This is a genomic window from Acetobacter pasteurianus subsp. pasteurianus LMG 1262 = NBRC 106471 (genome assembly GCF_000285275.1).
Taxonomy (GTDB): domain Bacteria; phylum Pseudomonadota; class Alphaproteobacteria; order Acetobacterales; family Acetobacteraceae; genus Acetobacter; species Acetobacter pasteurianus.
The window spans coordinates 1-12748 of the sequence record NZ_CADO01000008.1 but is presented as its reverse complement, the minus strand read 5'-3'; the positions used below and the strand labels follow the sequence as shown (position 1 = coordinate 12748).

Below are 12748 nucleotides of genomic sequence, written 5' to 3'. Positions count from 1 at the left end.
GGTCTGGCAGAATGGAAGCAGGACACACGCAGGCAGATATTGAAGGTGCGTCAGGCCCAGTAGAGGCAACTGGCGCACTGTCTGCTCATGCCGATGCACAGGCGGAGCAGGCGCCGCGTGTGCCGCTGTTGCGTCTGGATGGGTTTGAAGGTCCTATGGATCTTCTGCTTGATCTGGCTCGGGCGCAAAAGGTCGATCTGGCGCGTATTTCCATTCTGCAACTGGTAGAACAATATCTTGCGGTTGTAGAAAATGCCCGTCGGGTTCGGCTGGAACTGGCCGCAGACTGGCTGGTTATGGCGGCATGGCTAGCGTGGCTTAAGTCGCGCCTGCTGCTCCCTCCGGATGATGAACTTGCCGTGGAGGGCGAAGAAGCCGCAGAACTCTTGCAGGAACGGCTGATAGAGCTTGCCTGCATGGGTGAACTGGCCCGTTGGCTGGATGATAGGCCCAGATTGGGGCGCGATGTGTTTGCCCGTGGTGTGGCAGAAGATCTGGTGGAAATAGACCGCTCTGGTTTGGCGCTAGATATGCCGCAGCTTATGCGGGCCTATATGGCGGCCATGCGGCGTAATGCCCGCAAGCGTATTTATGCGCCACGCACGTTACGGTTCTGGACAGTGCAAGATGCCTTAAGCAGGCTGACTCGCTTGTTAGGAGAAACGCCTCCCGGCTGGAGCAGTCTGGATGCGTTTTTGCCCGATGTTCTGCCAGAGCAAGCCGAAGGGGCGGATGCGGTGCGCCAACGGCGTGCCGCCGTGGCAGGCACATTGATTGCTGGTCTGGAACTGGCAAAAAGTGGACGGCTAGAATTGCGGCAGGAAGAGGTGTTTGGGCAGATTATGCTACGTCCGCATGAAGAAACGCATGAGCCAGATAGTGCTGAAAACGCACTTGCCACAGAAGAAGCGCAAAATTCATGACCACGGACATAGCGGATAATGCTGCTTCTGAAAGTGCAGAGGCCATTAAGGTAGTTCAGCCTGAAAACACTATGGTTTCAGAAGAAGCTTTGCGCTTGGCTGAAGCGCTTATTTTTGCGTCTACCGAACCTGTAAGTGCGCGTCGGTTGGCGGAGCTGCTGGAATTGCGCCAGCTTGTGCCGGATGCAGTGGATAATCTGGCAGCCTTTGTAACGTCTGTTTTGCAAGCTCTTGTGCAACGTTACGAGGGGCGGGGTGTGATGCCTGTTGAAATAGCCGGAGGGTGGCAGTTTCGGACAGCGCCAGACTTAGCGCCAGCCCTTACGCGCGTGCTGGAGCGGCCCCGTCGTTTTTCACGCGCTGTTATGGAAACACTGGCGATTATTGCTTACCACCAGCCCTGTACACGCGTGCAGATAGAAGAAATACGCGGTGTAAGCCTTGGGCAAAATGTGCTGGATACGCTGATAGAATCAGCGCTTATTATGCCTAAAGGGCGCAAGGAAGTGCCGGGGCGGCCGGTATTGTGGGGCACAACGCAGGATTTTTTGCGTCACTTCAGCTTACGTTCTTTGGCTGATCTGCCGCGCCGGGAAGAATTGTTGGTGGAAGTGCCGGAAAACGCCGGGGCAATGGGGCGCCCACAAACAGAAATCACATTTGCAAATGATGCAGAAGAGGTTGCTGAGCAGGCAGAACACACACACGATATATCAGGCACGGATGCACAGTTAGAGAGTGCACTACAAACTGATGCTGGATTGGCCCCGGCTGCCGAAAATACAGATATGCAGACCGAGAAAATGCCAGAAGTTGCGGAAGAAAGCAGAAAACCGCATGTTTCCGCGTCAGAAGGCTCATGATAGATACTCTGCATCTGGTTGCGCGGGCATTTTTGTTTTTCCCGTGCGGTGCGTGCAGCAACGGAACTGCCCATGTTTGATTTTGCCTGGTCTGAAATCGCGCTGATTGGCGCCGTGGCTCTGGTCGTGATCGGCCCGAAGGATTTGCCCGTGGCCATTCGTGGGCTGGCAGGGGCTGTAAAAAAGGCACGCAAACTGGCGGGGGAATTTCAGTCTCACGTTGATGAAATGGTGCGTGAAGCCGATCTGACAGAAGTGCGCGATCAGGTTCGGGACCTCAAAAATCTCAACGTACGTAATCGGATCATGAAGGCGATTGATTCCGATGGCACGCTAAGCAGTTCCTTCGCTCCACCACCACAAATTGCTGAAAAGCATATTCCGGCAGGCCCTCGTGCATTGGATATGCCCGTTTCCAGCACACCAAGTGCCACCAATGCTTCTGTTTATGTGCCCAGCACGTATGAGCCTACTGTAACTGATGCAGATATTGCCAGTGCCCCGCCAGAACTGCCGCCCAATATTGTGCGCCGCATTTTGAAGGAGCAGGAACGCTTGCACCCTCCGGCATTTTTGCCGCCAGTGCGCGTCATGCATGGTGGGCGCAGTGTGGCGCCGGGTGAAAGGTTGGGGCGTGTGGCTGGCCCAAGCAGGCCGGCATGGCAGCAGGACGTGGATATACAGCCAGAGCCGCCAAAAGGGGCTGAGCCAGAACAGCAGATAATGGATCATCAACCATGAACGAAAACGAAACCGTGGGGGAAGATCCTATTCACGATCAGCCAATGCCGTTGATCGAACATCTGCTAGAATTGCGCCGCCGTTTGTTATGGGCAGGTGCGGCTTTTATTCTGTGTTTTGCGCTGTGTTACCACTACGCAGGTGATATCTATCTGTTTCTGGCGCGCCCGTTGGGTGAAATTATGCGCCAGCAGGGTGAACAGCCGCATCTCATTTACACTGCACTGTATGAGGCATTTTTCACATACATTCGTGTGGCGTTTTTTGGTGCAGCTTTTCTGTCTTTTCCCGTTGTGGCCATGCAGGCATGGATTTTTATCGCCCCCGGCCTTTACCGGTCGGAAAAGCGTGCTTTTGCACCGTTTTTAATTGCAACGCCCATTCTGTTTCTGGTTGGGGCATCGCTGGCTTATTACTTTATTTTCCCTATTGCATGGCGTTTCTTCCTGTCGTTCCAGACCGCAGGCGCTGGGCATGATGGTGTGCAGATTGAGCTGCAAGCCAAGGTTTCCGAATATCTTTCACTGGTCATGAAACTGATAATGGCCTTTGGCGTGGCGTTTGAACTGCCAGTGGTGCTTACGCTTCTGGCGCGTGTGGGCATTGTTACGGCAGATATGCTCCGCCGGTTTCGTCGCTACGCCATTGTGGGCGCTTTTGTTATCGCCGCTATTCTGATGCCGCCAGATGTCATTACCCAGATCGGTCTGGCCGTGCCGTTGGTCTTACTTTACGAAATTTCCATTATCTGCGCGCGCTTGGTCGAGCCTAAGTTTAAGGCCAGCCAAGCGGAAGATACATCCAACACCTAGCAGGAGGTTCCCTAACCCATGCATGATATTCGCGCCCTGCGGGCTGATCCCGCTGCTTTTGATGCCGATCTTGCCCGCCGTGGGGTGGAGCCTGTTTCTGCCAAATTGCTGGCATGGGATGAAGAACGCCGCCAGGCCCAAACCGTGTTGCAGGAAAAGCAGGGGCGCCGCAAAGCGCTGGCGCGTGAAATTGGCGCACTAAAGCGCAATGGTGGCGATAGCAGTGATCTGGAAGCCGAAGGCTTGGCCCTGCGCGCAGAAATGGAAGCGTTGGAAGAACAGGTAAATGTGCTGGGGCGTGAAAGCACAGCACTTTTGGCTAACCTGCCAAACCGTTTGGATGCCACCGTGCCAGAAGGCCCGGATGAAAGCGCCAACGTGGTGCAGCATGAATGGGGTACAAAACCTACCTTTACGTTTACACCCAAGCAGCATTTTGAGCTGGGTGAAACGCTGAAGCAGATGGATTTTGCAACAGCAGCCAAGCTTTCTGGCTCACGTTTTGTGGTGTTGCGTGGTGGTATTGCACGTTTGGCGCGTGCTTTGGGCCAGTTCATGCTGGATCTGCACGTTACCGAGCACGGATATACGGAAACGCAGGTGCCCGTCATGGTGAATGATGATGCCATGTACGGAACAGACAAGTTGCCAAAATTTGCAGATCAATCTTTCCGTACGGAAGATGGCCGCTGGCTTATTCCCACAGCAGAGGTGCCGCTTACAGCTTCTGTTTCTGGAGATATTCTGGAGGCATCGGCATTGCCGCTGCGTATGACAGCACTGAGCCAGTGCTTCCGGAGCGAGGCTGGTGCTGCTGGGCGAGATGTGCGTGGAATGCTCCGCCAGCATCAGTTTGAAAAAGTGGAAATGGTTTCCGTAACCACGCCAGAAGAAAGCGATGCCGAGCATGAGCGCATGACGCGCTGTGCAGAAAAGGTGCTGGAAAAGTTGAACATTCCGTATCGCCGCGTGCTGCTATGTGCTGGTGATACCGGGTTTGGCGCAGCTAAAACCTTTGATCTTGAAGCATGGCTGCCGGGGCAGGATGCTTGGCGGGAAATTTCTTCGTGCTCCAATACGCGGGATTTTCAGGCGCGCCGCATGAACGCCCGTTATCGCCCGCAGGCCGGTGCTGCACCTGCTTTTGTGCATACGTTAAATGGTTCTGGCCTTGCTGTAGGCCGTACCCTTATTGCGGTTATGGAAAATTATCAGAACGAAGATGGCTCTGTAACCGTCCCGGATGTTCTGCGCCCATATATGGGGGGCATTGAAAAAATCAGTTAAGAAGTAGGGCTTAGATACAATGGTTTCCAAACCTTCCTTATACTTGGCGATTGCCATTGTATCTGAAGTTATCGGCACATCCTTGCTCACAGCCTCGCACGGGTTTGCGCGCTGGGGATACGCTGTTGCCAGTCTGGCAGCGTATGGATGTGCCTTTTATTTTCTGTCTATCCCGCTCAAAACCATTCCAACGGGCATTGTGTATGCCATCTGGAGTGGGGTGGGCATTGTGCTTGTTTCTGGCATTGGTGCTTTATTTTTCAAGCAAATGCTGGATACGCCAGCCCTTATTGGCATTGGCCTGATTATGGTTGGGGTGTTGGTTATCAACCTGTTTTCAGGTTCCATACAACATTAACGTGTGGAACTTATGGTTTTAATAACCAACCCAGGTGTGAGCACCTGTGGCAGCGTTATGGGTGTTCCGTTAACCGGAATAAACAGGTAAAAAGGCACACCATCGCGCCCATGTTGGCGTAGGAAGGCCGTAATAGCGGCATCGTGTGTTGTCCAGTCTCCGCGCAGCAGGGTGACGTTCTGGGCTTTAAAGGCCTCGCGCACTTCTGGCACATCTAACGCTACACGCTCGTTTACCAAGCAGGTAATGCACCACGCAGCTGTCATATCTACAAACACGCCTTTGCCGCTGTCATGTAAGGTTTGTAGGCGCGCGGTGGAAAAAGCTTCTACCCCTTCGGGCAAGGTCATGCCTTGGGGAGAAGATGGAATTGCTGCCTGTTGCCGTAATACGGGCAGTAGAGATAATGCACCTAGCAATGCCAATAGTGCCAAACCATGCAAGGCAAAGCGTTTGTGATCCGATAATGTGTTCTGATGTGTTTGGGTTAGACCATGCACCCATGCAGCCAACCCCAACAACACCATGCCGGACCCAAGCAAGACCACTATGGAAGCACCACCTTCCAGCGTGGCAACCCATAGCAACCATACGCAGGATGCCAGTAAAGGAAATGCCAGAAACTGGCGCAAATAGACCATCCATGCGCCAGGACGTGGCAGAATTCTGGCGCAGGAGGGGAAGGTTGCAATCAACAGATAGGGCAGGGCCAACCCCAACCCCAGTGCCGCAAAAACAGTAAGCCCGGCAATGGGAGGGCCAGACAGAGCCCCAGCAATAGCCACGCCCATAAAGGGTGCTGTGCAGGGTGAGGCCACAACAACAGCAAGCACACCTGTTAAAACATCGTTCCACAAGCTGTGGCGTGTATGCGGTGCGCTGTTGATGGATACGGCCGAAAAAGAAAACACTCCCAGAAGGTTCAGGGCCATGGCAAAAAGCAGCCAGCAGATCATTCCTACAAAAAGGGGAGATTGAAACTGAAAGCCCCAGCCTGTTGCAGCACCAGTCAGGCGAGCAGCCATCATGGTGGCGCCCAATAGTGTAAAACTACCAATAACCCCAGCCGCGTAACATGCTGCGCTCAAAATTTGTTCTCGTCTTGCTGCATGTCCGAGCCGGGTAATGGCCAAAGCTTTCATGGCCAGAATAGGGAACACACAAGGCATTAGGTTCAGGATAAGGCCGCCTATAAAGGCAAACAGCATTTGCTGCATAAACCCGGTGGAAGCGGAAAGTGTATTTTCTGATGTATCGGTAACTGTGCCGGGGTTGGCATGAATTTGCAGGGCGCGCTCTGTGCCAGCTTTGTCCTTTAAAACTACAATTCCGGATAAAGACCGTAGGACAGAAAAATCTGTCGTCGGCTTGAGATGCAGCGTTACAGAGCCGTTGCTGATGGTGGGTTTTTGCGCGGCGGCTTCGGTAATCTGTCCCTGTTGCTCTGGCATAAACCAGGCATCGGATACGGATATGGGGCTGAGATCTTTCCCTGTTAGCTGTAAAACACCGTTGGAGGAAAAGGTTGCCGTATAGGGTGAGGGCACAGCCATATGCTGTAATGTTTGCTCAAACAAAGGGGCTTGAGCAGAAGGCGCTGGGGGGCCTTTATCCAATATGAGCGCAAGATCAGCTTCTTCGGGTACACAGACATGCTCACACACTAACCAGCTTGCATGCGCCTTGATGTTGATCTTGTCTGATTTCTGATCTGCTGATTGAAGAGGCAGTTCCAGAGGCAGGATTACATCGCCAGTATAGGCGTAAGACATAAGTGAGGAATCGGGAATACGCTGCGGCACCGGCCACTGGATGGTTTGCGTGCTGCCTTGCAATGCACCATCAGCTTTTATGGTGATAGCTGGAGGGTCTCCCGCATCTCCCGGATTTTGCCAGTATGTGTGCCAGCCCTGTTGAAGCTGAAGCCGTAAGGCAATGCGCAAGGGGCTATCAGCTTCAACTGTATCAGAAAAGGTTATCAGGCTTGCAATGCTATGGCCGGTTTTAACCTGCGGGCTTTCTGCTGCGATTGAAGGATGTGAGAAAACAAAAGGCGCTGCCAAAATGGCAACAGAAAGAGCCAGCCAGCCTGCAAGGCCACGCCTGTTGCCTTTTGCCTGCACCGGGGCAGGAGCAGAAGACCGATTAAAGGCAGTAAGACGCGAAAAGGGCATAACAGGCAAACTCATGGTGCATTCTGCGGTAAGGAGCGCGCAGCATAAGCCAAATTCGCCTGTAATTGTAAGCTGATGTTGTTGAAGATCAGGGTGCAGAAAAAGCAGTTAGTGTTCTGCCAGAGCTTCAGCATCAGGTTGTAGAACAAACAGACGTGAACAATAGGGACATACGGTTTGATGGCCGCCAATTTTCAGCCATACGCGCGGGTGCCCAAGTACTCCTAAACCGCCATCACAGGCAATTTTGCGTTTATCCACCATAATGGTTTCAGCATGCCCCAGTTTGGGGTGTGGCACAGGGTTGGCAGGCTGTATCAACATAGGTGTGGTATTCCCTTTTTGCTATGATGCCCAAATGAAGAACATGTGCTGGTTGTGTGCATGATAGCTGTGTGGGCTATGGTTTTGCACCTTTCTTATCTTCCCATGCGCGTGAGCAGATATGGACGATACAGTTGCGCGTTACTGGTTGTGTTTTTGAGTTTGACAGGATGCAGTGTGAAACTTCCTGATCCCCCCAAGCCTCCATCACGTTTTGCGGCAGCCGCTCAGCTTGTGCCGCCTGATCGTATGTTCACACTGTCTGACGGTGCAGCCATTCCGGCTCGTGTCTGGAAGGCGCAAGGGCAGCCTCGGGGCATATTGCTGGCGCTACATGGATTTAATGATAGCCGTGATGCGTGGGAGCAACCTGCACCATTTTTTGCCGGGCAGGGCATAACTGTAGTCGCGCCAGATCAACGGGGGTTTGGGGAAGCCCCAAAGCGTGGAGAATGGGCGGGTTCAGACCGCATGGTGCAGGATGTGCGTGAAGAAATAGCCATTCTTCAGCAAGAAAACCCGCAAATACCGCTTTACCTCACGGGTGAAAGTATGGGGGGCGCTATTCTCATGCTGCTGATGTCTGCCGCACATGCACCATCAGTTGCGGGCACATTGCTGCTAGCCCCTGCTGTATGGAATCTGGGCCTAGGGGCAGATATTCCGCTGGATGTTCTGGCAACGCTCTTTCCGCACTATTTGGTAACAGGGCGGGAACTGCCGGTGCATGTGGTGGCAAGTGATAATCCGGCCGTCCTTTTGCGCCTGTATTTTGACCCACTTACTCTAAGGGCTACTCAGCTAGAGGCCTTACGTGGCTTGGTGAGCTTGATGAAGCAGGCTGCCGCCGCTGCGCCACAAATTAAAGGACCGCTGCTTTGTGTGTATGGAGATAAAGACCAACTTGTGCCTTCCAAGGCAATGGCCAAGGTATGGGAAACCTTGCCCAAAGGTACGCGGCTGGATCTGATTTCCGGCGGCCACCATTTGTTGCTGCGTGATAAAAACGGCAAACAGGTGATGCAGGACATGCTCACCTGGATTACGCAACCAGACAGTTTTTTGCCATCGGGTGGAGATGTAGCTGCCAGCACATGGCAGGCGCAAAACCCGGCAAAACCGGAGGGCAAGTGGTTTCCGGCCTCATGGTTTGATGGTTTGGCACGTTAAATCCATCTGCCCAGAACGGCAGGGAAGGAATACGGTGTAGAACTCTATCTGCTGAAGTTATCGGGATAATGCAGATAGAGGCTTGGCAAATACCCCTGAATTGCGTTAGGGAAGGCGCACGGACCCGTAGCTCAGCTGGATAGAGCGTTGCCCTCCGAAGGCAAAGGTCGCGCGTTCGAATCGCGCCGGGTCCACCATTCCGTGAAATTATTGCTCATTTTCGGCGGCTTTCTACAAAGCTAAAACCCCTTTGCAGTTTCAGTTAGACCGTTTGTTCCCAATGTTGGGGTGATACGGTTTGCCTTGCCGGGTATTACTTTTTGCGTCGGTAATGGTCTTTTGCATCTTCCAGTAGGCTTCGCAGGCTAGCGCGAGGGGATGCAATAAATCCGATAAACCCCAAAAATGCGGTAATGCCAGCGCCACTCCCTAAGTTGGCACCTGTTTGAGATTTAGAAGCCCGTTGGGTTGCCTGATCTATGGTGGGTGTATCGTTTTCAGGTTTGGGCATACGGTGCATTCTTTCGGACAGTGAGTTTCTCTGTGCCAAATATGCAAAACCGTGAACACAGCTGAAAAGCCACTATTTCATGGGAGCAGCCAGAACATGCAGATATGTGCATATTTTTTCCATGCGCGCGTGGTCTGAGGCAGAGGCTAATAAATCTTCCTGTTTCAGACTGTTTAGAAAATCCTGCGTTTGTTGCATGCGTAAAGGGCTACCAGAGGCCCAAACTCGAAGGATTTTTTTGAGCTCGGTTTTTAAAGCCTCAGGAAGTGTTTTGTCTTTTAAAGTATCCCGTAGGAAGATCAGATACAGGCCTTTCACCATGTATACGATCTGTTCCTGAATATAATGCTCCGTTTTCTCCTGTGGGAGAGATTTGGAAGTGTTGATAATTCTTACAAGGCTTTCGGCATTTCTAGAAAGCCAGATATGGGGCAGGGTTTTATCACCCGTACGAGCCAGATGGTTCAGGCTTTTTTCTATCCATCTGCGTGTGCGGCGCATGTGGGAATCAAGCCTGAAGGGAAAGATAATCAGAAAAGTCCAGCGGGCGAATAAGACAGCCCCCAGAAACGCCAGAGTGGTGTTGAAAAAAGATTGCTCATCAAATCGGCCTTGATTGGCAGGCCCAAGCAGCACGGGCAGGAACATGTTGAATGAAAAAGCATATCCCGCTGTGTGTGCATGCCGCGCAGCCAGCCCGCCAATAATCATGGGAATAAACAGGAACAGAACCAGAAGTTCTGGTGCCGTTATGGCGGGTATAACCAGTAGCGCGTACAAAGCTGCAATGAGCCCGCACCATAAAGCACCCTTAAAAAATGGGGCCGCCGCCAAAAGTGGATTTTCACGCGTAGCCAGCAAGCCATATACGAGCGAGACAAAAGAAAAAAATGTAGGTCCAGCGGGCCATGCGGTTACTTCCCATACAAGCCATGCCCCCAGAATGCCCAAACAGGCCCGGATACCGTTATCCATGGCCTCTACGGCATGGCGGCGAGATTGCAGTCTAAAACGGAAATGATCCCTAGATTTCGGGTACATACAGGCTTGAATATGCTGGCGAATGGCCGCTTCATCAGTCAGCATGGTATGTTCTGTTGGTGTGAGTTGATGCGTCAGGGCAAGGCCATATCCGCGGGCCAGCATGGTAATCATGCCAGCAAAAGCTGCGCGTGCATGGTCTGCTGCATGAGAATGCGGCCCCATTTCCAGAGCATCATATTCTGCGCGGGCATTGGCAGTGAGAAGTGCAGATAATGCAGGCTCGAGTGTAATGGCGCGAGGGCGCTGGATAAGCGAGGCAATGTCTTGGTTTGTGCTTAACAGGGTTGTGTTCAGGCGTTCTAAAAGCCGTTTTTGCGCCTGTTCCTGCAAGCCCGGCATAAACAGCACCGCCAAAGTGGCTTCGCACACAATTCCCAAAATAATGTAGGAACTCCGGGCCATGGCAATATCAAAGATATTGTCTGGCTGCATAATGGCGCCAGATGCCACGATGGCGGAGGTAAAACTGGTTACCAGCAGCCCATAGGCGCGGTAGCCGGTGCCAAAAGTTGCTAGCCCGCAGCACACGCCAATCCATAGTGCCAGACTGCAAAAAAACAGCCCCGGTTCTTGGGGAAAAGCTGCAATCAATACAAATGCGGCACAGCAACCAACAAGCGTACCAAAAATACGCCACCGTGCTTTTGAAAGGCTTTCCCCGCGGGAGGAAAGAGCCACTACCCATACAGTCAGCGGAGCCCATTGGGGGCTATCCAGCTCCATCCACATGGCAATCAGCAGCGAGAGGCAGGCTGCACTCGCAGTGCGGAGTGCGAACAGAATATCTGGCACACTAGGTGCCAGCAGCCACGCCAAGGCTGATTTGTTAAATGGTTGCCCTATAGTGGCGGTAAGTGTGCGCATAACGTTTCCTGCAGATCGTAAAGCGCACGCTGCCGCATACAAAAACAGCCGTCCAAGTGTTTGTCGTAATTATATCATAAGTAATATTTATGATGGAAATACAACAAATGCAGTGGGCATTTTAGATGGAATAAGAGTGGTGAAAATCCAGCTTTTGTAGAATTTCCCAAGCGCGCATGGATAGGGTGGGCATAATGGTTTGTTGCAAGCGCACAACGCCCACATCGGGTGTGGGCAGATTTTCTATCAAACGAGTTTGCAATATGCCGCTGCGTTCGGGAAGGGCGGCTACCGGCAGAATTGTTGCAAGGCGGCTGGCAAGCACTTCTGTGTGCAACAGTTCCAAAGCATTTGTTTCGAGCATGATGTGTGGTTTTACGCCTGCTTCACGAAACGCAGCATCTATAAACTGCCGGCTACGCATCTGCGGGTTAAGAAGCCCTAAAGGTAACTGACCGATGGTTTCCCATGAACAATGGCGCGTGTGAGGAAGCGTTATGCCCTCGCCAGCAGCTAACACGTGTTGTTCTTGATAGAGGACATGCGTGTCAAAAGGCCCTTCAGGGGGGATCTGATCCAGATACATAAGGCCAAGCTGGATCTGATGTTCTCTAAGTTGATGTAAGATTTCAGCGCTGGAACAAACAGTGATGCTTACATGTAAAGCTGGGATGGCGGCTCTTAGGCTCTCTATCAGTAAGGGGATAACCTGCATGGTAGGGGGCATAATGCCAATAGCAATGGAACCCCCAGCTACATCCTGAGCAAAGGCGGCTTCCTGGCGCAAATTACTAAGGTCAGAAACCGTTTGGCGTGCCCATGCCAGAACACGTTGGCCTTCTTCCGTCAGTCCATTAAAGCGCCTGTTACGGTTTATAATGGTAATTCCCAGTTCGCTTTCTAGCTGCCGTATTCCGGCAGAAAGAGCGGGTTGAGACACACCGCAATGTTCTGCCGCGCGTGAAAAATGTCGATATTTGTCTAGGGCAATCAAATAAGAAAGCTGGCGTAAAAACATGGTTTGAAATGAACCTAATGTGATGTTCAGGAAAGCAAAGTGCGTGCGAGTGGAATAACGGTGTCCTTTGTAAACGGCGCCAAAGGCAGATCATCCGGAAGATTGAAAGGATTAATCCATATAATTTGTTCAATCTCAGCTGTGGGTGAAACTGCTTCGGTCTGAATAGGTAACTGAAACAACTCGGCCTCAATAATGTGGTTGGGCTCATTGGCAGCAGGAGCACGAAAGCAGCCAATATGGCTTTGTGCGGGAACAGAAACCGTCAGCGACAATTCTTCCTGCAACTCGCGCTCCAGTGTTTGCTCTGGTCTTTCACCTGTTTCTCGCTTGCCCCCAGGTTGCATAAAAAAGCGTGTTCCATGTTTTCGTACCAAGAGAATGTTCTTGGCAGGGGAAACCAGCAAGGCTGTTGCAAGATAAATGGTCCGCGGAGAAGAAGGCATAAAAAATTTTCTCCTGCAAAATAGGGAATAAGCCGTGTGTAACCTGAAATGAGATGTGCCGTTAGGGCAGAAAATTCAGTTTATACGGCAGTCATACAGAAAGGTAATCTCACGGTAACCTTGGAAAACCGCCATTTTTTGAGGGTATGGCCGTTCTGAGTAGAATCGGTTTTTGTGGAAAAGTTGTTATTTTTCAGTGTGTTGTATTTTTTC

At 52.0% G+C, this 12748-nt stretch carries 13 protein-coding genes and 1 tRNA gene; 8 read left to right on the top strand and 6 right to left on the bottom strand.

All coding sequences use genetic code 11. The annotated features are described in order from the left end of the window. The first annotated feature begins 11 nt into the window (after positions 1 to 11). The 6 genes from APA10_RS02860 to APA10_RS02835 all read left to right on the top strand — a co-directional run bounded on the left by APA10_RS02860 (position 12) and on the right by APA10_RS02835 (position 4984). On the top strand, positions 12 to 923 hold the full coding sequence (locus APA10_RS02860; RefSeq protein ID WP_003629390.1) for a segregation and condensation protein A: 912 nt from the start codon (positions 12 to 14) through the stop codon (positions 921 to 923). Beyond that, entirely contained in the window at positions 920 to 1786 is an 867-nt protein-coding gene (gene scpB / locus APA10_RS02855) for an SMC-Scp complex subunit ScpB (RefSeq protein ID WP_003629391.1), read from the top strand. Before APA10_RS02860 ends, scpB begins: the two co-directional genes overlap by 4 nt. Before the next feature lie 72 nt (positions 1787 to 1858). Continuing rightward, the gene (gene tatB / locus APA10_RS02850) at positions 1859 to 2527 is read left to right on the top strand and encodes a Sec-independent protein translocase protein TatB (protein ID WP_157999363.1); all 669 of its coding nucleotides are present in this window, start codon (positions 1859 to 1861) and stop codon (positions 2525 to 2527) included. Continuing rightward, a complete protein-coding gene (gene tatC / locus APA10_RS02845; RefSeq protein WP_003624388.1) occupies positions 2524 to 3339 on the top strand; it encodes a twin-arginine translocase subunit TatC in 816 nt (271 codons plus the stop codon). Before tatB ends, tatC begins: the two co-directional genes overlap by 4 nt. Positions 3340 to 3357: 18 nt before the next feature. Then, positions 3358 to 4626, top strand: coding sequence for a serine--tRNA ligase (gene serS / locus APA10_RS02840; protein WP_003629393.1), 1269 nt, complete (start codon positions 3358 to 3360; stop codon positions 4624 to 4626). Between the two features lie 19 nt (positions 4627 to 4645). After that, entirely contained in the window at positions 4646 to 4984 is a 339-nt protein-coding gene (locus tag APA10_RS02835) for a DMT family transporter (RefSeq protein ID WP_003624383.1), read from the top strand. Here the strand turns inward: APA10_RS02835 and APA10_RS02830 are convergent. Together APA10_RS02830 and APA10_RS02825 are read right to left on the bottom strand one after the other, a co-directional pair. Further along, positions 4981 to 7173, bottom strand: coding sequence for a protein-disulfide reductase DsbD family protein (locus APA10_RS02830; RefSeq protein ID WP_003629394.1), 2193 nt, complete (start codon positions 7171 to 7173; stop codon positions 4981 to 4983). The genes APA10_RS02835 and APA10_RS02830 overlap by 4 nt on opposite strands. 93 nt (positions 7174 to 7266) lie before the next feature. Then, a complete protein-coding gene (locus tag APA10_RS02825) occupies positions 7267 to 7482 on the bottom strand; it encodes a zinc-finger domain-containing protein (protein ID WP_003629395.1) in 216 nt (71 codons plus the stop codon). Between the two features lie 60 nt (positions 7483 to 7542). Here APA10_RS02825 and APA10_RS02820 point away from each other — a divergent pair, with 60 nt between their 5' ends. Together APA10_RS02820 and APA10_RS02815 are read left to right on the top strand one after the other, a co-directional pair. Then, positions 7543 to 8652, top strand: coding sequence for an alpha/beta fold hydrolase (locus APA10_RS02820; RefSeq protein WP_050923465.1), 1110 nt, complete (start codon positions 7543 to 7545; stop codon positions 8650 to 8652). A gap of 120 nt (positions 8653 to 8772) precedes the next feature. After that, positions 8773 to 8849, top strand: a tRNA-Arg gene (locus APA10_RS02815). A 116-nt stretch (positions 8850 to 8965) separates the two neighbouring features. On the opposite strand, the gene APA10_RS02810 is transcribed toward APA10_RS02815, so the two are convergent. From APA10_RS02810 to APA10_RS02795, 4 genes are all read right to left on the bottom strand, one after another. Further along, complete coding sequence (locus APA10_RS02810; protein ID WP_003629398.1) at positions 8966 to 9172, bottom strand: hypothetical protein; 207 nt, start codon at positions 9170 to 9172, stop codon at positions 8966 to 8968. Between the two features lie 63 nt (positions 9173 to 9235). Further along, positions 9236 to 11071, bottom strand: coding sequence for an FUSC family protein (locus tag APA10_RS02805; protein WP_003629399.1), 1836 nt, complete (start codon positions 11069 to 11071; stop codon positions 9236 to 9238). Positions 11072 to 11192: 121 nt separating this feature from the next. Continuing rightward, complete coding sequence (locus APA10_RS02800) at positions 11193 to 12089, bottom strand: LysR substrate-binding domain-containing protein (RefSeq protein ID WP_003629400.1); 897 nt, start codon at positions 12087 to 12089, stop codon at positions 11193 to 11195. 26 nt (positions 12090 to 12115) lie between these two features. Next, positions 12116 to 12535 carry an NUDIX hydrolase gene (locus tag APA10_RS02795; protein ID WP_003629401.1) on the bottom strand — a complete coding sequence of 140 codons (420 nt, stop codon included), beginning with the start codon at positions 12533 to 12535 and terminating at the stop codon, positions 12116 to 12118. Positions 12536 to 12748: the final 213 nt, after the last annotated feature.

Bases quoted from the DNA above. Each gene is read 5' to 3' on its own strand.
- APA10_RS02835 (WP_003624383.1), top strand. From the start codon at position 4,646: ATGGTTTCCAAACCTTCCTTATACTTGGCGATTGCCATTGTATCTGAA.
- serS (WP_003629393.1), top strand. From the start codon at position 3,358: ATGCATGATATTCGCGCCCTGCGGGCTGATCCCGCTGCTTTTGATGCC.
- APA10_RS02820 (WP_050923465.1), top strand. From the start codon at position 7,543: ATGATAGCTGTGTGGGCTATGGTTTTGCACCTTTCTTATCTTCCCATG.
- tatB (WP_157999363.1), top strand. From the start codon at position 1,859: ATGTTTGATTTTGCCTGGTCTGAAATCGCGCTGATTGGCGCCGTGGCT.
- APA10_RS02825 (WP_003629395.1), bottom strand. From the start codon at position 7,482: ATGTTGATACAGCCTGCCAACCCTGTGCCACACCCCAAACTGGGGCAT.
- APA10_RS02810 (WP_003629398.1), bottom strand. From the start codon at position 9,172: ATGCACCGTATGCCCAAACCTGAAAACGATACACCCACCATAGATCAG.
- APA10_RS02830 (WP_003629394.1), bottom strand. From the start codon at position 7,173: ATGAGTTTGCCTGTTATGCCCTTTTCGCGTCTTACTGCCTTTAATCGG.
- APA10_RS02800 (WP_003629400.1), bottom strand. From the start codon at position 12,089: ATGTTTTTACGCCAGCTTTCTTATTTGATTGCCCTAGACAAATATCGA.
- tatC (WP_003624388.1), top strand. From the start codon at position 2,524: ATGAACGAAAACGAAACCGTGGGGGAAGATCCTATTCACGATCAGCCA.
- scpB (WP_003629391.1), top strand. From the start codon at position 920: ATGACCACGGACATAGCGGATAATGCTGCTTCTGAAAGTGCAGAGGCC.
- APA10_RS02795 (WP_003629401.1), bottom strand. From the start codon at position 12,535: ATGCCTTCTTCTCCGCGGACCATTTATCTTGCAACAGCCTTGCTGGTT.
- APA10_RS02805 (WP_003629399.1), bottom strand. From the start codon at position 11,071: ATGCGCACACTTACCGCCACTATAGGGCAACCATTTAACAAATCAGCC.
- APA10_RS02860 (WP_003629390.1), top strand. From the start codon at position 12: ATGGAAGCAGGACACACGCAGGCAGATATTGAAGGTGCGTCAGGCCCA.